General features: G+C 57.4%; 25 protein-coding genes, 2 tRNA genes and 1 pseudogene. 12 read left to right on the forward strand and 16 right to left on the reverse strand.

The window, feature by feature from the left end; all coding sequences use genetic code 11:
* Positions 1 to 28: 28 nt before the first annotated feature.
* On the reverse strand, positions 29 to 523 hold the full coding sequence (locus tag ACTG2T_RS14000; protein ID WP_005335330.1) for a hypothetical protein: 495 nt from the start codon (positions 521 to 523) through the stop codon (positions 29 to 31).
* 185 nt (positions 524 to 708) lie between these two features.
* Between ACTG2T_RS14000 and ACTG2T_RS14005 the strand changes: the two genes are divergently transcribed.
* On the forward strand, positions 709 to 2,664 hold the full coding sequence (locus ACTG2T_RS14005; RefSeq protein ID WP_330125674.1) for a sensor domain-containing protein: 1,956 nt from the start codon (positions 709 to 711) through the stop codon (positions 2,662 to 2,664).
* A gap of 63 nt (positions 2,665 to 2,727) precedes the next feature.
* On the opposite strand, the gene rraB is transcribed toward ACTG2T_RS14005, so the two are convergent.
* On the reverse strand, positions 2,728 to 3,063 hold the full coding sequence (gene rraB / locus ACTG2T_RS14010; RefSeq protein WP_026034893.1) for a ribonuclease E inhibitor RraB: 336 nt from the start codon (positions 3,061 to 3,063) through the stop codon (positions 2,728 to 2,730).
* Positions 3,064 to 3,328: 265 nt separating this feature from the next.
* Between rraB and ACTG2T_RS14015 the strand changes: the two genes are divergently transcribed.
* The 3 genes from ACTG2T_RS14015 to ACTG2T_RS14025 all read left to right on the forward strand — a co-directional run bounded on the left by ACTG2T_RS14015 (position 3,329) and on the right by ACTG2T_RS14025 (position 5,184).
* Positions 3,329 to 3,404: transfer RNA gene (locus ACTG2T_RS14015), tRNA-Phe, on the forward strand.
* Positions 3,405 to 3,408: 4 nt separating this feature from the next.
* A tRNA-Asn gene (locus tag ACTG2T_RS14020) sits at positions 3,409 to 3,484 on the forward strand.
* A 425-nt stretch (positions 3,485 to 3,909) separates the two neighbouring features.
* Positions 3,910 to 5,184, forward strand: a complete 1,275-nt coding sequence (locus ACTG2T_RS14025; RefSeq protein ID WP_330125669.1) for an alpha/beta fold hydrolase — start codon at positions 3,910 to 3,912, stop codon at positions 5,182 to 5,184.
* A 52-nt stretch (positions 5,185 to 5,236) separates the two neighbouring features.
* Here the strand turns inward: ACTG2T_RS14025 and ACTG2T_RS14030 are convergent, their stop codons facing one another.
* Positions 5,237 to 6,214 carry a cytochrome-c peroxidase gene (locus tag ACTG2T_RS14030; RefSeq protein ID WP_100645216.1) on the reverse strand — a complete coding sequence of 326 codons (978 nt, stop codon included), beginning with the start codon at positions 6,212 to 6,214 and terminating at the stop codon, positions 5,237 to 5,239.
* Between the two features lie 417 nt (positions 6,215 to 6,631).
* On the opposite strand from ACTG2T_RS14030, the gene ACTG2T_RS14035 reads away from it, so the two are divergent.
* Entirely contained in the window at positions 6,632 to 7,357 is a 726-nt protein-coding gene (locus ACTG2T_RS14035; RefSeq protein WP_330125673.1) for a carbonic anhydrase, read from the forward strand.
* A gap of 86 nt (positions 7,358 to 7,443) precedes the next feature.
* Here the strand turns inward: ACTG2T_RS14035 and ACTG2T_RS14040 are convergent, their stop codons facing one another.
* The gene (locus ACTG2T_RS14040; RefSeq protein ID WP_330125668.1) at positions 7,444 to 8,352 is read right to left on the reverse strand and encodes a pseudouridine-5'-phosphate glycosidase; all 909 of its coding nucleotides are present in this window, start codon (positions 8,350 to 8,352) and stop codon (positions 7,444 to 7,446) included.
* Entirely contained in the window at positions 8,346 to 9,437 is a 1,092-nt protein-coding gene (locus ACTG2T_RS14045; RefSeq protein ID WP_227342030.1) for a PfkB family carbohydrate kinase, read from the reverse strand. The genes ACTG2T_RS14040 and ACTG2T_RS14045 overlap by 7 nt, the downstream gene beginning before the upstream one ends.
* 203 nt (positions 9,438 to 9,640) lie before the next feature.
* On the opposite strand from ACTG2T_RS14045, the gene ACTG2T_RS14050 reads away from it, so the two are divergent.
* Positions 9,641 to 10,093 carry an RNA methyltransferase gene (locus ACTG2T_RS14050; RefSeq protein WP_330125672.1) on the forward strand — a complete coding sequence of 151 codons (453 nt, stop codon included), beginning with the start codon at positions 9,641 to 9,643 and terminating at the stop codon, positions 10,091 to 10,093.
* Positions 10,094 to 10,212: 119 nt separating this feature from the next.
* On the opposite strand, the gene ACTG2T_RS14055 is transcribed toward ACTG2T_RS14050, so the two are convergent.
* Complete coding sequence (locus tag ACTG2T_RS14055; protein WP_330125671.1) at positions 10,213 to 10,956, reverse strand: substrate-binding periplasmic protein; 744 nt, start codon at positions 10,954 to 10,956, stop codon at positions 10,213 to 10,215.
* 189 nt (positions 10,957 to 11,145) lie between these two features.
* Between ACTG2T_RS14055 and ACTG2T_RS14060 the strand changes: the two genes are divergently transcribed.
* Positions 11,146 to 11,577, forward strand: a complete 432-nt coding sequence (locus ACTG2T_RS14060; protein ID WP_151286059.1) for a universal stress protein — start codon at positions 11,146 to 11,148, stop codon at positions 11,575 to 11,577.
* A gap of 77 nt (positions 11,578 to 11,654) precedes the next feature.
* Here the strand turns inward: ACTG2T_RS14060 and ACTG2T_RS14065 are convergent, their stop codons facing one another.
* The 4 genes from ACTG2T_RS14065 to crp all read right to left on the reverse strand — a co-directional run bounded on the left by ACTG2T_RS14065 (position 11,655) and on the right by crp (position 15,477).
* Positions 11,655 to 12,290: a murein L,D-transpeptidase catalytic domain family protein gene (locus tag ACTG2T_RS14065; protein WP_005354246.1), complete on the reverse strand. Its 636-nt coding sequence runs from the start codon at positions 12,288 to 12,290 to the stop codon at positions 11,655 to 11,657.
* Positions 12,291 to 12,464: 174 nt separating this feature from the next.
* On the reverse strand, positions 12,465 to 13,571 hold the full coding sequence (locus tag ACTG2T_RS14070) for a porin (RefSeq protein ID WP_181269979.1): 1,107 nt from the start codon (positions 13,569 to 13,571) through the stop codon (positions 12,465 to 12,467).
* A gap of 341 nt (positions 13,572 to 13,912) precedes the next feature.
* On the reverse strand, positions 13,913 to 14,713 hold the full coding sequence (locus tag ACTG2T_RS14075; protein WP_330125667.1) for a putative RNA methyltransferase: 801 nt from the start codon (positions 14,711 to 14,713) through the stop codon (positions 13,913 to 13,915).
* A 125-nt stretch (positions 14,714 to 14,838) separates the two neighbouring features.
* Positions 14,839 to 15,477 carry a cAMP-activated global transcriptional regulator CRP gene (gene crp, locus ACTG2T_RS14080; protein ID WP_005335304.1) on the reverse strand — a complete coding sequence of 213 codons (639 nt, stop codon included), beginning with the start codon at positions 15,475 to 15,477 and terminating at the stop codon, positions 14,839 to 14,841.
* Positions 15,478 to 15,777: 300 nt separating this feature from the next.
* Here crp and ACTG2T_RS14085 point away from each other — a divergent pair, with 300 nt between their 5' ends.
* Complete coding sequence (locus ACTG2T_RS14085) at positions 15,778 to 16,182, forward strand: OsmC family protein (RefSeq protein ID WP_144714553.1); 405 nt, start codon at positions 15,778 to 15,780, stop codon at positions 16,180 to 16,182.
* Between the two features lie 93 nt (positions 16,183 to 16,275).
* Complete coding sequence (locus ACTG2T_RS14090; RefSeq protein ID WP_330125666.1) at positions 16,276 to 16,572, forward strand: MliC family protein; 297 nt, start codon at positions 16,276 to 16,278, stop codon at positions 16,570 to 16,572.
* Between the two features lie 141 nt (positions 16,573 to 16,713).
* On the opposite strand, the gene ACTG2T_RS14095 is transcribed toward ACTG2T_RS14090, so the two are convergent.
* From ACTG2T_RS14095 to ACTG2T_RS14105, 3 genes are read right to left on the reverse strand one after another with little or no spacing between them, the layout of a single operon-like run.
* Positions 16,714 to 17,247 (reverse strand): DUF4136 domain-containing protein, encoded by a 534-nt coding sequence (locus ACTG2T_RS14095; RefSeq protein ID WP_107684273.1) that lies wholly within the window; start codon positions 17,245 to 17,247, stop codon positions 16,714 to 16,716.
* A 16-nt stretch (positions 17,248 to 17,263) separates the two neighbouring features.
* Positions 17,264 to 18,133 (reverse strand): phosphoribulokinase, encoded by an 870-nt coding sequence (locus tag ACTG2T_RS14100; protein ID WP_005335299.1) that lies wholly within the window; start codon positions 18,131 to 18,133, stop codon positions 17,264 to 17,266.
* A gap of 52 nt (positions 18,134 to 18,185) precedes the next feature.
* Entirely contained in the window at positions 18,186 to 18,410 is a 225-nt protein-coding gene (locus ACTG2T_RS14105) for a YheU family protein (RefSeq protein WP_005335298.1), read from the reverse strand.
* Between the two features lie 97 nt (positions 18,411 to 18,507).
* Here ACTG2T_RS14105 and ACTG2T_RS14110 point away from each other — a divergent pair, with 97 nt between their 5' ends.
* The gene (locus ACTG2T_RS14110; protein WP_330125665.1) at positions 18,508 to 19,659 is read left to right on the forward strand and encodes a GGDEF domain-containing protein; all 1,152 of its coding nucleotides are present in this window, start codon (positions 18,508 to 18,510) and stop codon (positions 19,657 to 19,659) included.
* Here the strand turns inward: ACTG2T_RS14110 and ACTG2T_RS14115 are convergent.
* The 3 genes from ACTG2T_RS14115 to ACTG2T_RS14125 all read right to left on the reverse strand — a co-directional run bounded on the left by ACTG2T_RS14115 (position 19,638) and on the right by ACTG2T_RS14125 (position 22,402).
* On the reverse strand, positions 19,638 to 20,624 hold the full coding sequence (locus ACTG2T_RS14115) for a hydrolase (RefSeq protein WP_330125664.1): 987 nt from the start codon (positions 20,622 to 20,624) through the stop codon (positions 19,638 to 19,640). The two genes, ACTG2T_RS14110 and ACTG2T_RS14115, sit on opposite strands and share 22 nt — an antisense overlap.
* A gap of 66 nt (positions 20,625 to 20,690) precedes the next feature.
* Positions 20,691 to 21,590 (reverse strand): chemotaxis protein, encoded by a 900-nt coding sequence (locus tag ACTG2T_RS14120; protein WP_005335289.1) that lies wholly within the window; start codon positions 21,588 to 21,590, stop codon positions 20,691 to 20,693.
* A 152-nt stretch (positions 21,591 to 21,742) separates the two neighbouring features.
* On the reverse strand, positions 21,743 to 22,402 hold the full coding sequence (locus tag ACTG2T_RS14125) for a hypothetical protein (protein ID WP_323911477.1): 660 nt from the start codon (positions 22,400 to 22,402) through the stop codon (positions 21,743 to 21,745).
* A 39-nt stretch (positions 22,403 to 22,441) separates the two neighbouring features.
* On the opposite strand from ACTG2T_RS14125, the gene ACTG2T_RS14130 reads away from it, so the two are divergent.
* Both ACTG2T_RS14130 and slyD read left to right on the forward strand, forming a co-directional pair.
* Positions 22,442 to 22,645 carry a YheV family putative zinc ribbon protein gene (locus ACTG2T_RS14130; RefSeq protein WP_005335287.1) on the forward strand — a complete coding sequence of 68 codons (204 nt, stop codon included), beginning with the start codon at positions 22,442 to 22,444 and terminating at the stop codon, positions 22,643 to 22,645.
* Positions 22,646 to 22,788: 143 nt separating this feature from the next.
* A pseudogene (slyD, locus tag ACTG2T_RS14135) lies at positions 22,789 to 23,443 on the forward strand (peptidylprolyl isomerase).
* Positions 23,444 to 23,773: the final 330 nt, after the last annotated feature.

The following is a 23,773-nucleotide window of genomic DNA, read 5'->3' on the forward strand; positions in this document are numbered from 1 at the left end:
CTTTTTTTATCTTTGCAGGGAAGAGAAATCAGTTGCCGAGGGTGGCAAACAGGCTCTGCTCCAGGGTGCCGCGGGAGACACAGACCGGCTTGATGGACGGGGCCGGTACGCGCTCGCCTGAGGATTCAACGAAGAACAGCTCTGTGTTGCCCTTGACGTTGACCGTGGCCACGCTGCTGTTGCCGCTCTGGGTGATGATCAGGTTGATCTGCAGGTTCGGGTTGCCCAGTGCAACTTTGGAACCCATAGTTCCGCAGTCCAGCCACTCCAGCCCGTCGGCTGACTGGTTGACGTTGGCGGTCATCAGGCCGGAGCCACGCTGGCTGTTTTCGATGGTGAGGCCGTGATCGGTGAACCACTTCTCGGCGCGAGCCCACACCAGATCCACCGGGATCGCCATTTCCTGAGTGTTGTTGGTTGCCTTGGCAATTGGCGGGTTGTAGCGATACTCCTCACCGCCGTTATTGTCACCAGCACAACCAACCAGCAGCAGCGCCAATGCGCTCCCCATAATCTTTTTCATCTTGTTTCTCTCGTCCATATCACCAGGCCATTGGCCAACCGGCGCCTATTATCGCCGGAGCGACAATCTCTGTCAGCAACCATCCAGCGTTCGATGTTATGGGGAGGTGATCGGGGTGCTTTACAAAATTGGTTTGCTATCATAGATTTGCTCGAAATTCCTCCATAAGCACCCCTGTGACCAACATGCTCACCCCGGATCTGCTGCAGCAGATCATCGACCAATTGCCAATGAGTATCTTCTGTCGAGATAGTCATGGGTGTTACCTGTTCGCCAATCGTGAGTTCGCCCGTGAAGCCAAGCTGGAGTCGCCTGCCGAGGTAGTCGGCAAGACAGATGCAGAGATGCCATGGGGCGATCTCTTTCGCAGTGAGGATGAGCAGCTGCTTGCCGGAGGCGTGCCGATGCTGTATCAGCAGCTTCATTGCAACCGGGGCGGGAATACCTGCTGGATGGAGGTGCACAAGGTGCCTCTTTACACTCCGCAGGGGGAAGCTTGCGCAGTGTTCGGGGTGGTTAATGAGATTGCCCAGCGCAAGAGCCTGGAACAAACGGTCAAACAGCAGCAGTTGCTGCAGCGTTTTCTGCTCGATGCCATTCCTGACCTGATCCGTTTTGATGATCACAACGGGGTGTTGCTGGAGTGCAATCAGGCGTTTCTCGACTTTATCGGCCAAGGGGCGGATGAGGTGCTGGGTCAGCAGCTGCCGTTCCGGTTGGCGGCGCCGCAGGGGATGGGGCATGGCGAGTGCTGTCTGCTGGATGCCAGCGGGCAGGGGCGACACATGGAGATCACCCGGGTCGATGTCCCCGATGGTGACGGCCACTCCCTCGGGATCCTGACGCTGGGGCGTGACATTACCGGCCTGCGCACCACTCAGGCGCAGTTGCAGCAGGAGCAGCACTACGACAGTCTGACTGGACTGCTCAAACTCTCCCGGTTCTTGCAGACCAGCCGCCATCTTGGGGGACGCAGTGCCACATTGGTGCTGGTCGATCTGCACCATTTTCGTGAGATCAACGATCGCTTCGGGATCCGGATTGCCGACCGCTTGCTGAGCCAGGTGGCCAAGCGGTTGCAGCAGCTGGTGCCGCCGCGTTCCCTGCTCTGCCGGGTCGCTGCCGATGACTTCAGCCTGCTGCTGCCGGACTTCAACGAGCCATTGCAGGGGTGGAGCCAGCATCTGCAGCAGCAGTTGATGGAGCACTATCAGGTGGAAGATCATCGCATCCAGATCCCGGTGTTTCTGGGGCTGGCCCAGGGGCGGGCAAGCGATGCCGAGCGGTTGCTCAGTCATGCCGAGGCTGCGCTGGCGCAGGGCAAACGGCAGCAGCAGTACTGCACCCTGTTTGATCCCGAGCTGCATGCCCGGCTCAAGCGGCGTCAGTTGATCGCCGCCCAGTTGCCGCTCGCTATCAAGTCCGCCCAGCTGGTTGCTGTCTATCAGCCCATCATCTGTACCCGCACTCACCGGCTGCATGGCGCCGAACTGCTCTGTCGCTGGCCCCACCCAGAGCTTGGGATGATCTCCCCCGACGAATTCATTCCGTTGGCGGAAGAGATGGGGATCATCGGTCAGCTTGGCCAGCTGATGCTGGAGCAGGGCTGTGCCCAGCTGGCGCAGTGGCAAACTGCGCAGCCGGATATGGTGCTCTCCATCAACCTCTCGCCGCTGCAGTTCCGTGATCCGGCGCTCTGTGAGCGGGTCTCTGCCTGCATCGCTCGCCATGGTCTCAAGGCCAGTCAGCTGGAGCTGGAGATCACCGAAGGGGTACTGATGGAAAATGCCGACGAGATTGAGACCAATCTCGACAACCTGATCGCCGCCGGTTTTCAGCTGGCCATCGACGACTTTGGTACCGGTTACTGCTCGCTGGCCTATCTGCCGCGGTTGCAGGTGGCGACCCTCAAGCTGGATCGCAGCTTCACTCAGGGGCTCGCCAGCAATAGCGCGACCACCGCTATCGTGCGTTCGGTCATCGGATTGGGCCATGAGCTCGGGATCCGCATCACTGCCGAAGGGGTAGAGACACCCGAGCAGCAGCTGTGGCTGACCGAGGCGGGTTGTGATCGGCTACAGGGCTATCTGTTCAGTCGCCCCCTGCCGCCGGCGGAGTTTGCTGCCAGCTATCTGGCGTGAAAGCTCGTCAGAAACAGCAAGGCCACCGCAAGGTGGCCTTGTTGTTTTACGATGGAGGCAGGATCAATCCTGGAAGTAGGTGCCCCAACCATCGTAATCCACCCCATATTTTTCCAGGATGGGCAGCATCTTGGCGATATCGGCGACGATCGCTTCGACATTCAGCTTGCACTCGATGGTGGCATCGAAGCAGAAGATGGTGGCGCCGTCATCCAGTTCCATCTCTTCGGCATCGGTCACTTCAAAACCGGCCTTGAACAGGTCAACCGCTGCTTTTTCCAGACGGTCGAAATCCTGGCAGGCGAAGTGGTGCTCGATGTCGTAATCCGCATCGGGATTACTGCCATCGGCCAGCAGTTCGTTGACGATCTCGGTGGTCTCATCACGCCACTCTTGCATATTCAGACTCATGTTGCCTCCAGGCGGTATCATTGCGGCAAAGCATACTCGCAGAGTGGATTCGGCTCAATGCGGCGGACCCACTGAACCTCGAATTTCCATCATATTGGCGCAGCCTGCAGGGTGTTCAGAGGCCAGCAAGTATGGCAAACAGGACTGAAATGGATAATAAATGGTCGCTTCGTTCGGTTGTTGAGCGAACGCGCTTTTTATCGTGCCATCATGGTTGACACTCTGCGCTGGAAAGGGTTTAATGCGCGCCGTTGCCCAGATAGCTCAGTCGGTAGAGCAGGGGATTGAAAATCCCCGTGTCGGCGGTTCGATTCCGTCTCTGGGCACCATAATTCCTCCTTAGTTCAGTCGGTAGAACGGCGGACTGTTAATCCGTATGTCACTGGTTCAAGTCCAGTAGGAGGAGCCAAATTCGAAAAGCCCGCTCAATCGAGCGGGCTTTTTCATTTCTAGTTGCTGTTGCATGCTGCCAAAAAGAGCGTCGCGCCACAGGTGGCACTGAACAGCAGCATTCCGGTCTGCAACATGCTGCCAGGGCATGGCTTCTTCTCTTTTTTCTGGCCCTGATCCACTTCGGTTTCATCACATTCCCTTATCCATTTTGTCGGCCTGAATGGCTGCACTCCTGTGCAGGCGAGCCATCTTTGTTGAATGGCGCCATGGCGTCAATCTCCCCCGCAAAACAATTAATTCAGCAGCGTTGAAGAGCGGCTTGTCGGGTGATGATTCGACCTTTAAGCCATTGTTAACATTTTGGAAAACCGGAGTGACCCTGTGGCTGGGCGAGGATATGATGGGGTCAATGATGTTCCCATCCTGATGGAGAGATCCCAGATGAGCAGCCCCTTGAGCTATGTATTGGACGGCATTCATTGCGAGCCGCACTTTTTTACCGTTCCCCTCGATCATGATGAGCCGGATGGCGACAGCATTACTCTGTTTGCCCGTACCCTCTGCCGTAAAGACAAGCTCGATGAGAAGTTGCCCTGGCTGCTTTTTCTGCAAGGGGGGCCGGGATTCGGGGCGCCGCGCCCGACGGCTAACAGTGGCTGGCTCAAGCGGGCGTTGCAGGAGTTCCGAGTGCTGCTGCTGGATCAGCGTGGCACCGGGATGTCGAGCCCCATCCACGGGCAGATTCTGGCCAAAATGACCCCGGCCGAGCAGGCGGAGTATCTCGGCCATTTTCGCGCCGACAGCATAGTGCAAGATGCCGAGTTCATCCGGCAGGAGCTCAGCCCCAAGCATCGCTGGAGCCTGCTGGGGCAAAGCTTTGGTGGTTTTTGCTGCCTGACCTATCTCTCGCTCTTCCCCGATAGTCTGCGGGAGGTCTATATCACCGGTGGTATCGCACCGATCGGCCGCAGTGCCGAGGAGGTCTACCGCGCCACCTATCTGCGGGTGGCTGACAAGAACCGTGCTTTCTTCGCCCGCTTCCCCCACGCTCAGGGGATTGCCAACCGGCTGGCCAATCATCTGCATCAGCACGATGTGCGACTGCCCAACGGCCAGCGCCTGACGGTGGAGCAGTTCCAGCAGCAGGGGCTGGATCTCGGTGCTACGGGTGCCTTTGAGGAGCTTTATTACCTGCTGGAGGAGGCCTTTATCGGTGACAAGCTGAGCCCGGCCTTTCTCTATCAGGTGCAGAGCATGCAGCCATTCAATACCAACCCGCTGTTTGCCATTCTGCACGAGGCTATCTACGCCGAAGGGGAGGCGACTTGCTGGGCGGCTGATCGGGTCAGAGTGGAATTCCCGGCGGTGAACTGGGCGCCCGGCAAGGATTTCACCTTCACCGGCGAGATGGTTTACCCCTGGATGTTCGAGCAGTTCCGCGAGTTGCTGCCCCTGAAAGAGGCGGCTCATCTGCTGGCCAACAAGGCGGACTGGGGGGCGCTCTATGAGCCGGCCCAGCTTGCCCGCAACCAGGTGCCGGTAGCCTGTGCCGTCTATGCCGAGGATATGTATGTGGAGTTTGACTACAGTCGTGAAACCCTGCGTGGCCTTGGCAACAGTCGCGCCTGGATCACCAATGAGTATGAGCACAACGGTTTGCGTGCCGATGGTGAAGCGATTCTTGATCGTCTGATCACCCTGAATCGGGATCGCTGAATCGTCCGGTAAGGTAGCAGACAACAGGGGCCACGGCCCCTGTTGTTTTTTATCAGCTTTTTACCTCTGGTTTGGGGGTATCAGGTTGTGACGGTGGGAGTTGTGGCAACACGATCTGCGGCTGCTCACCGGTCAGGCTCTTGAGGTAGGCAGTCATATCTTCGGCTTCCTGATCTGTGAGGCGCTGCCCCAGCTGGATATCAGCCATGATCTGGACTGCCTCCTTCAGATCCCATACTGCGCCATCGTGGAAGTAGGGATAAGTCAGCTCGATATTACGCAGTGTGGGTACCTTGAACCAGCCGATGAACTGCTTCTCTCCGGTGACTGCCCCGCGACCCTGAGCCGGGTTGTCCGTTTTGTAACTCTTGACCAGTCCCATCTTCTGATAAGAGTTGCCGCCGATAGCGACCCCGTTGTGGCATGCCGTGCATCCTTTGGCTTTGAACAGTTCATACCCTTTCAGCTGTTGTGCGGTCAGTGCCTTGCTATCCCCTTTCAACCAGCGGTCAAACGGGGCATTGGGGGTAACCAGGGTCTCTTCAAAAGCAGCGATGGCATCGGTGACTTCGTCAATGCCGAAATTGTCCTTGCCATAAACAGCGCTGAAGCGGGTGCGATAACCAGGCAGGGTATGCAGAGTTTCTACCGCCAGATTGTGGGTAAATGCCATCTCCAGCGGGTTGGCGATGGGGCCCGCCGCCTGCTCTTTCAGATCCTTGGCGCGACCATCCCAGAACTGCACGAAGTTGAGGCTGGAGTTGAGTACGGTCGGTGAATTAATAGGGCCCACTTTCCATTTATGGCCGAGTGAGCTGACTTGATTATCCACCCCACCGGTCGCCAGGTTATGGCAAGAGTTACAAGAGATTGCGCCGGATTTGGAGAGTCTTGGCTCGAAAAACAGCATCTTGCCCAATTCGACTTTTTCCGGGTTTGTCACCTTGGCTGGTTCCACGGGCTGTATGGGTTCATTCGCCCAACCGGCACTGGGTAATATCAGTGCCACTAGCAAACAATATTTTCTCATTGCGTCATCTCCCTTGATGCTGTTTATGCCAGCAAGACAAGGATGACGTCAAAGCGCTGTTCATTAATTGATCAAAATCAGACTTGCTTGACTATTTACAATAAAAACAATCACATATGATTTTTGGCAAAATGAGGGCAGGATAATTAAGAGGAGAGTATGGAATTAGCATCATGTCTGGATTATGTGCGAAGCAAAGAAAATGAACAGGCGATTAATTAGATTGCTGTCATTGAATAAAGCGATTATTCAATATGCTTTGCCATTCTGCCGTTAAATAAATACCTATCAAATGCATCATTAATAATAAACCGACAGGATGAGCAAATTGTACCCTGCGTTTCAACACCCTCTGTCGTCTTGTTCTTTGGAGCGGCGCCGGATGGTCGTGCTTTTCAATCAAGATAAGGATGTATGATGAGAAAGTCTCTGTTGGCCTGCTCCCTGTTGCTGTGCCCTGTCGTGTTTGCTGCCGCCCCCCATTGGGAATATAGCGGTGAGGCGGGACCTGCCCACTGGGCCAAGCTGACCCCGGAGTTTGGCCAGTGTGCGGGCAGCAATCAGTCGCCGGTTGACCTGAGCGGATTGGTCGAGGCCAAACTGGCCCCGCTGGTACTCCACTATAAGGCGGGTGGCAACACAGTGGTCAACAACGGTCACACCGTGCAGGTCGGTTATGCCCCGGGCAGCACCTTGCAACTCGATGGCACCAGGTTTGAACTAAAGCAGTTTCACTTCCACGCCCCGAGTGAGAACCTCATCGAGGGCAAATCCTATCCGCTGGAAGGGCATCTGGTGCATGTCAGTGACAAGGGAGAGATTGCCGTGGTGGCGGTGATGTTCGAGGCTGGCAAGGCCAATCCGGCGCTGGCGGCAGCCTGGGGTGGACTACCTGCCAAGGTGGGGGAGATACAGGCCCTCAAGGCGCCACTCTCGGCTGAGCAACTGCTGCCCGAGAGTCGTGACTACTATCGCTTCAGCGGTTCCCTTACTACCCCCCCCTGCTCGGAAGGAGTGCGCTGGCTGGTGATGAAGCAGCCGGTTGAGGTAAGTCAGGCCCAGATCGACGCCTTCAAGGCGGTGATGCACCACCCCAACAACCGGCCAGTGCAACCGCTCAATGGACGCGTGGTACTGCAATAACACGGTGTTGCAATAGCGCAGTAGATAGCAAACACAACAAGAGGGCCGTCAGGCCCTCTTTTACATGGCGAGGTATCGGCGTGCGATCAGAGGCTGGCGGCGATCCGGGCGCCGAGCGCCGCGTTGTTCAGTACCAGCTGGATGTTGGCCGCCAGCGAGTTGCCGCCAGTCAGCTCGCAGACGCGGGCCAGCAGGAAGGGGGTTGACGCCTTGCCCTTGATCCCCTGCTCATCCGCTTCACGCAGCGCTTGGGCAATAGCTGCGTCGATATCGGCTTTTGGCATGGCGTGTGCGGTCGGGATGGGGTTGGCCACTACGGCGCCGCCCGCCAGTCCCAGCTCCCACTTGAGGCGAAGCGCCTCGGCGATGGCTGCCGGGGTATCGAGGCGATAATCGACCTTGAAGCCGCTCTCGCGGGTGTAGAAGGCGGGCAACTCTTCGGTCTGATAGCCGATCACCGGCACCCCTTGCGTCTCCAGATACTCCAGCGTCAGGCCGATATCGAGGATCGACTTGGCACCGGCACAGACTACGGCTACCGGCGTTTGCGCCAGCTCCTGCAGATCGGCCGAGATATCGAAGGTCTCCTGCGCGCCGCGATGTACCCCGCCAATGCCACCGGTGGCAAAGACCCGGATCCCCGCCATAGCAGCGATGATCATGGTCGAGGCGACCGTGGTGGCCCCCATCCCCTTGCGCGCCAGTACGAACGGAATGTCGCGGCGGCTGCACTTGGTTACGTCGTGGCCTGCCCGGCCCAGCGCTTCCAGAGCCCCCGCATCGAGACCCACCTTGAGGCGGCCGTCGAGGATGGCGATAGTGGCTGGAATAGCGCCGTTATCGCGTACCACTTGCTCTACCTGACGGGCCGTCTCCACGTTCTGCGGATAGGGCATGCCGTGGGAGATAATGGTGGATTCGAGGGCAACCACCGGTTTGCCAGCGGCCAGCGCGGCAGCAACTTCCGGTTGGATATCGAGGTAAGTATTCAGCATGGGTACTCCTCCAGTATGCGGTCAACGGCGGTTTTGCAGAGACCGGAAAAAACGGTATCGGAACAATTGACGGTGAGGGCGGCACAGCCCAGGGCAAAACGGGTGGTCTGTGTGATATCGAGATCTTGCAGCCAGGCGTGGGCGAGGCCGGCCATAAAGGCATCCCCGCCACCGGTGACGTTGAGCACCGGGCTGCCCAGTATCGGCAGGTGGCCCTGCTGCTCGCCGTCGCTATAGAAGATCCCCTGCTCACCCAGACTGAGGAACAATCGCTTGACTCCGGCGCGGTGGAACCAGGCGGCTACCATGGGCCAAGAGTCTGGCCCGGCGATGGTCATGCCACACAGCTGCTCAGCCTCGCTGCGATTGGGTTTGAGGGTGTGGATCTTGCCGAGCCAGGGGCGGATCTTCTCCACCTTGGCCACCGAGACGGTATCGACAAAGATGGCGTGATCCCCCTGTCGTTCGAACAGCCAGTCGAGGGTGTGGATGGCCAGATTGGTGTCGAGCACCCAGAGCTTGGCACCCCCGAGAAAGCCGCCAAGGGGGGTCAGGCGGGCAGGGGTGAGCTGCTCTATGATAGCCATGTCGTTAATGGCGCAGCTCATTTCACCGCTCCCATCGTGAATGCTGAGGTAGCAGGAGGTCGCGTGACCATCGAGCACCAGGGTCTGGCGTACATCGACGCCGGCTCGTTGACTCACCTCTAGCAGATGGTGACCATACTGGTCGTTGCCGACGGCAGTCAGCAACCGGGTATCGCTCCCTAATCGCGCCAGATTCTCGGCGATATTGCGGCCGACACCACCGGCTGAAGTGCGCACTTTGCCCGGGTTGGAGTCACCGAGCAGCAGGTTGTCGTGGCTGGTGCCACAAATATCCATATTGGCACCGCCGATCACCACTACGTAGGGGCCTTCTCGCAGTACATAACCTCTGCCTTGCACATATCCCTGCCGGATCAGGCTGGAGATGTGGCTGGCCAGCGCGGAGCGGCTGATGCCGAGGCGATCGGCCAGATCCTGCTGGGCAATCATGGGATCCTGACGCAGCAGGGCGAGGATCTCTTGTTCACGCTCAGTCATAGACAAACATCCATTTACAAACGTTTGTCTATTATTGCTGGGAAACGTTTGCTGGCTATCGAGTTGTACAAGATTTGTCGGTTTGCGCACAAAAAATCGACATTCGTGATGGGGTGACGAGTCGTTGAGCCTGGCGAGGTACTTTTAACGGGTCGATGACCCCGCAGCGGCTTATAATGGTCGCCGCAAGATGAGGAGAGATGATGGAAAAGAGAGCATTCTGCTGCGTAGGGCTGGTCAATCCCAAATCCCCGGAAAATGTCGGTGCCGTGATGCGAGCTGCGGGTTGCTACGGGGTGGATGAGGTCTACTACACCGGCAACCGCTTCGAGCTGGCGCGCCGCTTTGCCACCGATACCAAGCAGATGGTGGAGAAGATCCCGTTGCTCGGGGTTGATGATCTGCTGCAATTCATGCCGGAAGGGTGTGTTCCCGTGGTGGTCGATCTGATCGACGGCGCTACGCCGCTCCCCGACTATGTCCATCCGGAACGCGCTTTTTATATCTTCGGGCCGGAGGATGGTACGCTCGATCCCGCCCTCTATGGCGCGGTGAAAGATGTGGTCTATGTGCCGACTCAGGGCTGCATGAATCTGGCCGCCTCGGTCAATGTGATCCTCTATGACCGCTTGGCGAAGGGGTTCCGGCAATCCTGAGTTGTGGCGTGGCTACGGTGACTCAAACCACAATGAAAAGGTGTTGCTTATGGGCAGGTTGCTGGCGGTGGCCGCTGTTGACAGGGCTGCGGCATCCTTCTCTTTCCCCTATGGTGGGATCAGTTTTCGCCGACCTTGACCGCCTGCTCCTCGAGAAAGTCGCGGTAGTAGTCATAGAGGTGATAACGGCGATATATCTCGGCCAGCGTGCCGCGACGGATCAGATTCACCATCTCCTGATCCCACAACTGCAGTAGCCGGTCGCCCTGCTCGGTATCGGCAAAAATGGGATAAGTCGGTATCCAGCGCAAAATGGTGCGGTACATATTGGCCGGGGTCTCATCGGCGGAATGGAGCACGCCAGCGGTCAGGTAATAGCGATAGCGCCCCTTGCCAATCAGCTGCAGGGCCATCTCATGGTTGTCGATCTCGTGCCACCGCATGGTGACCGGAAGATATTTATCCAGCACCCATCCTCGCCGCCAGAGGACGGTCTCTCCCTCGAGGCTGCGCTCTCCCCGCCATTGCGGCTGCCACTGCTTGAGCATGAAGACGGTCACATCATCGGCGGAGGCTGGCTGATGGGGCTGCCTAACCCCCTTGATCTCGTCCCGATAGACACTCATGGCCATATCCCCCTCTTGCCTGGCTACCATGGCGACGGCGCGTTTGTAGGGCACGATATGGGGCACGATCTGGTAGCCATGGGGTTGGTAGATGGTTCGCACCAGATCGAGATAGATACCGCGGCCATCCGGTTGGCAGAAACCGGGCCAGCCATCGCAATAGACGTGAATATCGGCTGTGCGAGCGTGGGCGATCGCACACAGAGAGCAAAGCAGCAAACAACCGATGCGCAGCATGGTCAGCATTATCCTCGCAGGGGTGAGGAGAGCATTTATCACCTGATTTATACCATGCCATTGATAGTGGCGGGCGGAGAAAACATTCCGCATCTCCATTTTGCGACAGGGTCGAGGGTTATTTGCGGTCGGATCGTTATGATCGAGTAAAGATTCAATAGCACCCCAATCAGTAGAGGAGACTGCATTATGCCATCGATCAAGACTCTGCTCTGTCCAGTCGATTTTTCCCAAATGTCTCGCGCGGTACTCGACTATGCCGTTTTCATGGCACAGAGCCATCAGGCCCAGCTCAAGCTGATCCACGTGGTTGATCAACTGCACGGTTTTGACAGTTACAAGATCCTTCATATGACGGCCATCGAGATTACTCACGAGATGGAGCGTCAGGCCAGAACCCAGCTCAAAGAGCTGGTTGCCACCCTGCAGATCCCGGCCACCTTTGATATTCGCTTTGGCCGTGCCGCCGATGAGATTGTCATTCAGGCCAAGGAGGATGAGGTTGAGCTGATCGTGATGGGCAGCCACGGTCGCTCCGGTATCAGCCATCTGCTGGTAGGCAGTGTCGCCGAGTCTGTGGTGCGTCATGCACCCTGTCCGGTACTGGTGGTGCGCCAATAACGCGCCACGTTTAGTGTGAAAAGCGTAACAAACAAGGCCAGCGATTGCTGGCCTTGCGTTTTCTGGTGTTGTGCCCGCTAGCCGTGGGCGTAGATGACACTCCCCCCCTTGATGGTATCTATGATGGCCCTGGCCTGCTCTTTGGGCAGGGCGGGGCAACCCCAGCTGCGGCCCAGCTTGTCATATTTGCGCAGATGGGTCGGGCTGGCATAGGCGGCGCCATGTACCACGATGGCACGCTTGCGGGCATTGCTGTTCTTGCCGGGGCTGAGTCCGTCCAGCCGCAGGGAGTAGCCATGCTTGCCCAGATAGGTTTCTGCGGTGCGATAGACGCCAAGGGAACTTTGGCGGGAGTTGAGCTGGTTGGAAAAGTGTTTTGCTGCCAGTTCACCTGAGTTGCGGCCATGACTGACCCAGGTGTGATAGAGCAGCTTGTGGCGTTTCATATCGATGACAAACAGCCTGCGCTGGGTGGATGGCTTGCTGTAATCGATGATGGTGAGAATGGGTTTGCGTTTGTGGCGCACAGTTTGATAACTGTTGAGTGCCTGACGAAAGGTCTGTTTATCCAGCTTGCCGGCCAGACCCAGTTGACGATAGAGGCTCTGATCCCAGCTGGCATCTGCCGTGCTGCTCCAGATGAGCGATATCAACAGCAGTGGCAACAACAGCCACCCGCGTTGCCAGTCTATGTTCCCGCGCGCTTGTCTCATCCGTGAATATCTCCTTGTCACTCCCTGTCAACGGCGCGGATATTGCCATCAATCCGCTCGATAGTTATATGCAAGGTGCTGAAAAGGCGCAATAAAAAAACCGGCCGCAGAGCGGCCGGAAGTAATTCAAACAGTAGACATTGGTATCACAGGGTATAACTGACTTCCAATTACTTAGAAGTTGTACTGCAGGGCAACCGCGACTACGTCGTCGGTGTTCTTGCCCAGAGAGTTGGTGGACTTGCCATCTACGGAGTCCAGCAGGTTCAGCTTGTAATCAACATAGGCGTTGAAGTTCTCGGTGAAGTTGTACCAGGCACCGATAGATACGTACTCGGTGTAGGTATCATCGATACCGCGAGCGGAGTCTTTCACGTCAGTGCGCAGGTAGGCCAGAGAAGGCTTGAACTTGCCGATGGTGTACTGAGCAACGGCTTCGTAGCCATCCATCTTCTCGGCGTAACCGTTCTTGACGAACAGGTGGTCTTCACCGTGGGAGTAGGTTGCAGCCAGGTAGAGGTCGCCAGTTGCATATTTGGCACCGAAGCCCATCAGCTTGGCATCCTTGTCGCCACCGAAGGCGGCATAGCGAGCTTGCTCGTCAGTCTTGCCAGCCTGGTTATAGGCAGCACCCAGGCTCAGGCCCATATCGAAATCGTAGTTGGCAGATACTGCGAAGCCTTCAGCAGAACCTTTGCTATTCCAGCTTTCGCCGTTGTAGGTGTTGCCGTTGAAGGATTCAGTGATTGCACTGCGACCGGCGTTTTGCGGATCGTTGTTACCGGTGAACTGGGCACCCAGAGTCAGACCCTGATAGGTGTAGATGTACTGGGCCAAACCGTTGGTACGGCCGGTGCCGAATACTTCGGTATCTTTGCCCAGGCCGTCACCGCCCCACTCAGGCAGGACGTCGGTGTAGTTGTTGACGGCCTTGGTGAACAGACCATCCTGACGACCATAGCTGAATGCGCCGAAACGGTCGTGCTTGATGCCGGCATAGGCATAACGCAGCTCGTCGTTGTCAGAACCGGAAGTCGGCAGGTTGTACTCGGCAAAGCCGAACGCCTTCATCTCGGGAGCAATCTTGGTCTCGCCAGCAACGTGCAGACGGAAGTAGCTCTGGTCACCTTCGGAACCGTTGTCGTCAGTACCGTAGTAAGCACCTTGTGCACGGCCGCCGATATCCAGTTTGGTATCGTTCTGGTTGTAAACGGTAGCGGCATGGGCGCCGCTCGCCAGCAGCAGGCTGGAGATGGCAATAGTCAGTGCAGACTTCTTCATATGCGTTATTCCTCTGATGTAAACACTTCCGAACTTGTTGTCGGTTCTGTGAAATCGGAAATGGTCCGATAGCCACACGGTAGGCGTCCCAACCTTGACTGGGCCTGAATCCATCGTTGTTTAATTGAGGTGACGCGGTCGTTATCAAGACTGGGTGTGACGGTTTTTGACAAGATAAAAAGAGATTAAATTCAATGAATTATTTTCTAGTGACTTTTTTGACATCAAGGCTGTTCTGAGCAACAAGGTCGATGGCTCAAGTTGTGAGCTAGATCACGCAGGGGAGAATGGGGCGGGGCGGGAAAAACGGGGGGGGAGCCTTGCAAGGCTCCCCCCAGTGATCAGAGGGGCTTTTGCCACAGGGTCAGCAGCAGATCCTGTTCCAGTTCACTCGGGCCCTGTTGCGCGAAAGCGTGACGCTGCTCACCGGTTGCCCGCCAGCCGAGACGGCTGGTCTCCAGAATAAAGCTGCGCATGCCCTGATCCATGGTGAGGCTGAACTGGCAGCGCTGTTGAGCCACCGGATTGAGGCCGCCGAGGGTTGGCCAGCTGAGGGGGTGTTCCATGCTCACCGGGTTGAGGCTGACCCGCAGTTGCCACTGATGGCGCGGGCCGGGCTGCAGATAGAGCAGATAGCCACCGGGCGCCAGCCAGCTGACCAGCTGCTCTGTCTTGACCTTGAGATCGTTGACCAGCAGCACCTGAGCAGAGCCCGGTTGCAGCGGTGCACGGGCGGGATCGGCAATGACAAACTGGCCGTCCGGCTGCGCTTTTTTGGCGGCAAAGATGGTGTTCTTGGCGATATCAACCCCAGCAAACTGCCAGCCGGGCAGGCGCTCTGCCAGCGCGCGGCAGTAGTAGCCTTCACCGCACCCAAGATGGATCAGCTCTTGTGGGGCCAGCGGAGCGAGCAGGCCGGCCATGGCCTCAACCAGCGGCAGTTGGTGGCCGGCTTCCAGGAAATGGTGCTTGGCGCGCATCAGGGCACGGCTGTCGCTGTCTTTGGGGTTTTTCTTGCCGGGGATGAGATCCAGATAACCTTCCGGTGCCGGATCGAAGTGATGCTTGTTGTCGCAATAGCGCCCCTGGGAGGCTTCATGAAGATGGAGCGGACTGCGGCAGCGGGGACATTGAAGGTGCATAGTAACTCTCTGGGCGAATGCCGGAACAGTGAAGGGCGTTCGGGATTATAGGGGAGAGGATCAAAAAAGGCTGCCGTAGCAGCCTTTTTTATCCCAAGGCCTCAGTCAGGCCTGCGGACGGGTCATCAGCGAGTGCCAAATACCACAATGGTCTTGCCGTGAGCAGAGATGAGCTCCTGCTCTTCCAGCATCTTCAGGATGCGGCCCACGGTTTCACGAGAGCAGCCGACGATCTGGCCGATCTCCTGACGGGTGATCTTGATCTGCATGCCATCCGGGTGGGTCATGGCATCCGGCTGTTTGGCCAGGTTGAGCAGGGTCTGGGCGATCCGGCCGGTCACATCCAGGAAGGCGAGGTTACCCACTTTCTGGCTGGTGTGTTGCAGGCGCTTGGCCATCTGGCCAGAGAGACGCATCAGAATGTCCGGGTTGACCTGGATCAGCTGGCGGAACTTCTTGTAGGAGATCTCTGCCACTTCGCAAGAGCCTTTGGCGCGAACCCAGGCGGAGCGCTCGGGGTTCTCGTTCTCCTCGAACATCCCCATCTCGCCCAGGAAATCGCCCTGGTTCAGATAGGAGAGGATCATCTCTTTGCCCTCATCGTCCTTGATCAAGACGGCCACAGTGCCCTTGACGATGTAGTAGAGGGTCTCCGCTTTTTCACCCGCATGGATCAGGGTGCTCTTGGCGGGATACTTATGAATGTGGCAGTGCGACAAGAACCATTCCAGGGTGGGATCGCTTTGCGGTTTGCCAATGACCATGAGAATTCCTCTGTAGTGTCTTTTTATGGACTTGTGCGTCCGGGCAAGCTGCCAATCTTGCCATTCCTTGTATTGGTCGCAGTAGGATAAGAGCCTTTGCCTGTGCTGACAAGGCTTTGCGGGCTTTTGACAGAGCCCTTTGAGTAATGCCTGCTGCGCCGCTCCGGCCATTCTAGGGAAGATAGAGGTCGGAGATGTTGATTTTGATCTATTTCCATCCCAACTCCCCCTGTTCGGCAGAGATAAGCGACTGGGTTATGCTAGGGATCCATCATCATGATTAACAGGAGAGAGTGCGAGATGAAAGCCAAGGTCAGCTGGGTGGAAGGGATGAAGTTTGTGGGTGAGAGTGAATCCGGTCACAAGGTGATCCTGGATGGTGCCAACCCCGGTGAGGGGGCCAGCCCGATGGAGGTGATCCTGCTGGCGGTCGGTGGCTGCAGCTCCATTGATGTGGTCTCCATCCTCGAAAAAGCGCGCCAGTCTGTGACCGCATGCCATGTCGATGTCAGTGGCGAACGGGTCGATAGCGTGCCCCGGGTTTTCGAGAAGATTAATCTGCACTTCGTGGTGACGGGCAAGGGATTGGCAGAGAAACAGGTGGCCAGAGCGGTCGATCTGTCGATGGAAAAATACTGTTCTGTTTCCCTGATGTTGGAAAAAGCGGTACAAATTACCCATAGTTATCAAATTGTTGAAGCTTGATAACGATAGTTTCGTTGGTACCCTGGCATAAGGCCGTTACGTAAGGCCACTGCACAAGGCCATGACATAAAGCCATTACATAAGGAAAGTGCAATGAAAAAATTGATCGCTCTGCTTCCCCTTTTGGGTCTGGTGGCGTGCAGCAGCCCGCAACCTACCCAGTATCAATACAGCCAATACCAGTGTGGCGAAGAGATGCTGGCCGTTACCTATGATGCCCAGGCCGACATGGTGCAGTTCCCCTATGCCGGGGTTTATCACAAGCTGGCGCGTGTGGAGTCAGAGTCTGGCGCCAAATATTCTGACGGCCTGACCACCTTCTGGAATCAGGAGAAACAAGCCCTCCTCACTCAGAAAGGAGTCACGCTGCTGACCTGTACGCTTAAATAAGTGACCACAGATATCTGAAGGTGTGCAGCTTTATGTCGGGGTCTGGCCAAGGCCGGATTGGGTCAAGAGGTTGAGACCACAAAAAACGGCTTGCCGGGAGGCAAGCCGTTTTTCTATCCATCCATTATCACTAAACAAGCGTTAGTTGGTGGGGACGCGATTGAGCAGCTCGGTCGCGAGCTGCTGGCTGAGTGCCTGACGCTGGCTGTCTGCAATGCTCACGTCGCTGGTCAGCTGGATGATGCTGCTCCAGACCGCTTTCTGGGTTTTGCGATCGAGCAGCACGATGGCCAGCGACCCTTTGCGCTGGTTGGCCGAGGCATATACCCCGGGTGTCATGCCAAGGCGCGCGAAAATCTCGCCGTCACTCATATCCTTGCCGCCCGCGACGCCGATGGCGACCCACAGATCCGCCTCGTCGAGCGGTGCACTCTGCCACCCCTTGCCATTAAGCTCCCGGCTTACCGCCTGCTGCATTGGCTCCAGCCACCCTTCCGCCAACTCACCGGCAAATTGATACTGCTCGGCTAGGGCGTAGCGCGGGGTTGCACCATAGGTCCAGTTGCCCATCGGACGAACCAGCATGGTGCCGGACTCCAGCGTGGGGGCCGCCGGCCCGCTGCTGCAACCGCCAAGCAGGGCGAGCAGTGCCACAGAGAGATAAGCAAGCCGCATCGTGAACTCCTTTGAATCAGGTTATTTTGCCGGTTTCGATCAATTGCTGGATGAGCGGGCGCAGGATCAGCTCCATCGCAAAGCCCATCTTGCCGCCCGGCACTACGATAGTGTTCATCCGCGACATGAATGATCCATCGATCATCGACAGCAGGTAGGGGAAATCCACCTGCTTGATACCGCGAAACCGGATCACCAGCATACTCTCGTCCAGACTCGGGATCACCTTGGCGCTGAAGGGGTTGGAGGTATCCACCGTCGGTACTCGCTGGAAGTTGATATGGGTGCGCGAGAACTGCGGGGTGATGAAGTTGATGTAGTCATCCATGGAGCGAACGATGGAGTCGGTCACCGCCTCGCGGGAATGCCCTCGCTCCGAGGTATCGCGGATCAGTTTCTGGATCCACTCCAGGTTGACGATGGGCACTACGCCTATCAGAAAATCCACGTGGCGCGCCACATTGTGATCCTCGGTAACCACACCGCCGTGCAGCCCTTCATAAAACAGCAGATCGGTATTGCTGGGCAGATGCTGCCAGGGGGTGAAGGTGCCGGGCATCTGGTTGAAGGGCACTGCCTCGTCAAAGCTGTGCAGGTAGCGGCGATACTGGCCATTGCCATCCTGCCCATAGCCCTGGAAAAAGCTCTCCAGCAGCCCGAAGTCATTGGCCTCAGGGCCAAAATAGCTGATGTGGCGCCCCTGTTCGCGCGCCTTGCGGATCGCTACATCCATTTCCGGTCGGGTGTAGCGGTGAAAACTGTCACCTTCCACCACAGCCGCGGTATATCCCAGTTGATGGAACATGGAGCGAAAGGCGTTGGTGGAGGTGGAGGTGCCGGCACCGGACGAACCGGTAACGGCAATAATGGGGTGCTTGGCCGACATGGGATTCTCTCTTCCTTGGGAATTCCGTTATAAGGTCCGGATTGCGGTTGGGTCAAGACTGCTCGATGAAGCGGTCTTTCATCACGATATTCACCGATTCGTGCAGCTCGCTATAGACGATGACAGCTTTGCCTTGCTGTAATTGTTCTCTCACTGCATCGACTTTGACGCCAAGCGGTACATCCTGCTCTCCATATTCGGTTCCTTCCTGCAACACAAAGTGTTCGATCAGGTTGGTCAGGGTGTCGCCGTCCAGTTCTTGCCAGGGAATGATCATTTAAAGGTCTCACAGCAAAAGAGGTGATCGTCAGGCTATTGTTGTGTTGAATCCCGCGAATGCAATCACTTTTTACCTTTTCACCGGAGTCTGAGAGATGTTGTCTGAAGCGCAGCGCAGCGCGCCGTTAACCCTGACGGAGCATCTGGACAGCGCACGTCGAGAGGCGATTGCCCGAGGCATGGTGTGGTTCTGGTTGTTGAACTGGCTGGTGGTATTGTTTCTTTCGATACGCTACGAGGTTTACAGCCAGGTCGGGCTCGCCAGTGATGACAGCTTGCCCTGGCGCTTTCAGAGTGAGCTGGCCCTGGTCATGGTGGTGCTATTGCTGCTACCTGTTGTCAGCCTGTTTTGTGACCATCTGCAGGACCGTCTCTGGTTACGGATGGCTGCGCTGGTGCTGGTGTTATGGGGCGGACTCTGGACGCTGCACATCTACACGATTGGTCAGGTGGAGCTGCGGGGAGGAGTCAGCTATGCAAACGGGATCATGCGGCTCAACCTGCTGGCTGCGCTCATCGCGTTTTATCCCGATCGCAAGGTTTTTTATGGCTATCTCTTGGGCCCGATGACGGTGGGTGTGGGGTTGGAACTCTTTTTACGCGTCGATTTTCCCCAGATCTACCTGCTTGGCGTGTTGTTTGGCGTGATTGCGCTGGAGGTCGGCCGCCGCATGCTGCACCGCTGGTTTGAGTTGGCGATCATGCGGGAGCATGAAAATCTGACGCTGCTGCGCAAACTTGATCAGCTCGCCAAGCAAGATCCTCTGACCGGTGTCGCCAACCGGCGGCATTTCAATATCGAGTTGGATCGCGCTTTGGCCCATAGCCAGGAGAGCGGCGCTCCGCTATCGCTCATCCTGATCGATGTGGACTATTTCAAGCGATTCAACGACCACTACGGCCATCAGGTGGGGGATATGTGTCTCAAAGATGTGGCACAAGCGCTCAACCGTGCGGTTCGCACACCATCTGATCTGGTTGCCCGCTATGGCGGGGAGGAGTTTGTGCTGCTGTTGCCCAATACCGCCCGTCAGGCGGCGGCCAGCGTGGCGCAGCGGCTGCAAGATGGCTTGGCCAGCCTGCAGCTGGAGCATCTGGCGTCCGATGTTGCCTCCTGGGTGACGGTGAGTCAGGGGATTGCCACATTACTGCCCGGTGAAAGTGCAAGCCAGTTGCTGGAGCGGGCCGATCAGGCGCTCTATCGGGCCAAGGAGTCGGGACGCAATCAGTTCTGTGTTGCAGAGTGACTCTGTTCGGCAATCCAGCGACTGATCCGCTCATCCAGCCAAAACCGTGGCCGCCAGGGCGTGCCGTGCAGAAAGCCGACATGGCCGCCGCGCTGGCTCAGCTCATAGCGCACCGTGGGCGAGAGTTGCTCCGGGCGGGGAATGACCGCGTGTGACATAAAGGGATCGTCGGCGGCGTGCAGGATAAGGGTAGGGATGGGGATCTGAGCCAGCAGCGTTAGCCCCGAGCAGCTCTGGTAGTAGTGGGTGGCGCTGTGAAAGCCGTGCAGCGGCGCGGTCACCAGCTCGTCAAAATCGCGCAGGGTGGCAATCTGCTCCACTTGTCGAGGTTGCCAGCATTCACTCGCTTTCTGCTGCTGGCGGATCTTGCTGAGCAAATTGCGGCGCATGGTGCGCAGCAGATAGTTCTGATAGACCTTCGAGAAGCCCTGATTGACCCGCTCGGCACAGCTTGCCAGTTGCAGCGGGGCCGAGACCACCACCGCTGCTTTCAATGCCGCAGGACAGGCCCGAGCCAGCAGATTGACCAGCATATTGCCACCCAGTGAAAAGCCGATGGCGATCAGCGGTTTGCCCGGAAAGCGCTGGCTCAGCTCGGCAATCAGCTCCTGCGCATCACCGATGGCGCCGGAGTGATAGGCCTGCAGGTGGCGATTGGGCTCGCCACTGCAACCGCGAAAGTGCATCAGTACAGCCTCTCTGCCCTCTTGCTGCAGGTGGGCGAACAATCCCTTGGCATAGTGGGAGTGAATGCTTCCCTCCAGCCCGTGAAACACCACTATCAGCGGCCGTTCATCAAGGCTGACTTCCCCGCTCCAGGCGAGGTCGACAAAGTCCCCATCCTGCAGTTCAAACCGCTCCGCCACAAAGCGGGCAGGCATGCGGCGCAACCATTTGGGCAATATGGTCTGCAGATGAGGATTGCGTGCCCACCAGGGGGCGTGGAAGTGGCTCTCGGTCAGCATGGGGTCAGTCGGTCTGGGTCGAAGATAAGGAGGACGGGAGGAGTGTTCCTCCCGCCAGTCATTGGCTTATTTCAGCAGGCGATCGTGATGTTCGGCACCGCGCAGCATGGCCTGGATCAGCTCATTGGCTTCGAACTTGGTCAGCGCCTCATGAGCACCCACCTGATGGGCTCGCTCCACACTGATCTCGCTGGAGAGCGAAGTGTGCAGGATGATGTAGGCCCCCGCCAGTTTGCTGTCGCTCTGTACCTCGAAGGCCAGCTCGTAGCCATCAAGCCCCGGCATCTCGATATCGCTCACCAGAATGTCGATTGGGGTCTTCTGGCTCGCCCGCGTCTGCATCAGGGTCAGTGCATCCTTGCCATTGGTGCAGACTTCATAGGGGATATTGATGTAGTCGAGGGCGGCCATCAGCTGACGGCGGGCGACCGAAGAGTCATCAACCAGCAGGATCCGCATCGGCTTGATCCGCTCCCGCTGCACATCGGTCAGCACCGGATAGAGGTGGCTCGGATCGTCCGGATAGACCCGGGAGAGGATCAGCTCCACATCCAGCAGCTGGATCAGCTGGTCATTGACTCGGGTCACACCGGTTACGAACACATTGTGACCGAGGGAGGCGGGTGGCGATTCAATATCGCGCCAGTTGCACTCGGTGATCTTGTCGATACCGCGTACCAGAAAACCCACCAGAGTGCGGCGGCAATCGGTAATGATGATGAAGCAGTGGGGCATCTCTTCCTTGCTGATGGGGCGATAGCCCACCGCCATCGCCATGTCGATTACCGGAATGGTGGAGCCGCGCATATTGGCGGCCCCCAACACGGTCGGGTGCGAGTGGGGCATTGCCGTCAGCTGGGTGTAGGGCACTATCTCCTTCACCTTGAGGGTACCGATGGCAAAGGATTGTTTGGCTGAAAGGTGAAACAGCAACATGCCCTGGGATTGATTGGCTTTGCTCGTCATGGCAGATGTCCTGTTGGTCGAAACGTTGGCAGTCACTTCAGGCCTCTAGCATAAAGGATTACGGGGGGAATGGCCCTTCCTTGTTAACGACCATCTGGCAAAAAACTGGACTCATTCAGCCAATTTCGTTGGCGTATTCCATCGGCGTCCGGTTATTGATCGCCATCCTCGCCAACGCCCCATTGCTGGCAGGCCGCTTGCAATGCGGTCTCATCGGCATAACCCAGCTTGCTGGCCACCTGCGCGGGTTTGCTGCCGCCCTTGAGCAATCTGAGCGCCTGCAGCAGTTGCCACTGTTGTTGCAATTCACTCCCTTCCACCGGCGCATCGGCTTGTTGTGCCCACAGTTGCAGAGACTCCGGTTGGCCATTGGCCAGCGCTTGCCAGCAGGCTTGCAGCTCACCGTGACCTTGCTGGCTGATGGCACACTGTTGCAGCTCATCCAGGATCACCTGCAGTCGCTGACCGTAGGCCCCTTGCCACTCTTTTGGACGTTGCCACAGAGCCAGCGAGTCGAGCAGGGCATCGAGCAGGGGCGTGGCCTGCAGCCAGCCAGCCTGCTGCGGCTGAGCCACGCGCAAAGAGACGCTCAGCTGATCGAAATCGCAACCGCTGAGGGGGCTGAAGGCCGCAAGGGCATCGGCGCAGAGCCAGAAGCTGCTTCCTGCCGGCAGCAACAGCTCATGTTGGCCCAGTCTCAGCAGCGCGGCGCCCCGGGTGATCCGCAACAGCTGCCCGACCGGAGTTCGTTTGCGGTTGCCAGCGTGCAGGCCCTGGCAGGAAAAATGGTGATACTCGATGGCGTGATGCATGTAAAAACCCTGATATGATGCTGCCTGGAGGTAACAAATATGGAAACCAGACGTAAAAAACGCTTCATTGCCGGTGCTGTCTGCCCGGCGTGCGGCAAATTGGACAACATGATGCTGTATCTGGAGCATGGAGTCGAGAAGGTGACCTGCGTCGCCTGTGGCGATACCCAGGTACAAACACCCGCCGAGGTCGACAAGCAGACTCGCGAGGCGGAAGAGGTGATCGGGGTGTTTCGCCCCTGATAAGGGAACGGCGGGTGGAATGCGGGTCTCCTTGCTGACGCTGTTGCCGTTTTTTTCGTCACTCAGTGGCGCGGCACGGCATATGCGCGGCCCGCTTTTTAGGGTATTCTGAGCCCGTTTTTTTCTATCCGCAGGATCCTGACATGAAAGTAGCTCCTCTGAGCGTGGTTACGCTGGAATACACAGTCACCGACGAGCACGGTGAAGTCATCGACAGCACTGTCGGCAAAGAGCCGCTGGTCTATCTGCACGGCACCCGTTACCTGGTCTCAGGCCTGGAAGCCGAGCTGGAAGGTCGCGCGGTAGGTGAAGCCTTCGAAGTGACTCTGGCACCGAGCCAGGCCTACGGCGAATATGATGAGACACTGGTACAAGAAGTACCGGGCGAGCTGTTCGACGGCATGGAAGTCTCCGAAGGGGATACTTTTGTGGCTGAAACCGATGATGGTCACCGTCCTGTGACCGTGGTTGAAGTGTCCGAAGAGTTTGGATGGCAACCATCCGCTGGCTGGCGTAACTCTGGGCTTCAACCAGGACGTGCGTGCCGCTACTGCCGAAGAGCTGGCTCACGGCCACGTTCACGGTGCAGGTGGTTGCGGTCACGATCACGGTCATGACCACGATCACGGCGGCTGCTGTGGCGGTCATGGTCACGACCACGATGAGGATCACGGCCAGGGCGGTTGCTGCGGCGGTGCTGGCCACGGTCACGATCATGGCCACGACCACGGTGATGACCATGGTCACGGCGGCTGCTGCGGTGGCGGCGGTTGTGGTGGCAAGGGCCATCACCACTGATCACGGCTATGCCGATGATAAGAAATCTGCCGTAGGAGTCATACCGAGCAATTAATGCTCATTAATTGCTCCTCCTTGGATGATGAAATCCGAAGCCGGTTGTTCTGGCTTCGGATTTTTTATGTCTGTCAAATAGGCTCGCGGCTTTTCCCAAGCTAACAGGGCAGCTTATTTTTGGTTAATGCTCAACATTATTCCCTCTCGGTTCCGCGATGGGGCTTTTGTGCGGAGCGCAAACGTCATCTGCAAACGAGTCATCAAATCGGTGTCATCATCAGCACAATATGACCAAGTTACTTCATGCCCCAACAGCTATAACGAGCCAGCGTC

The organism is Aeromonas sp. 75A (assembly GCF_051919425.1).
In the GTDB taxonomy this organism is placed as follows: Bacteria; Pseudomonadota; Gammaproteobacteria; order Enterobacterales; family Aeromonadaceae; genus Aeromonas; species Aeromonas veronii.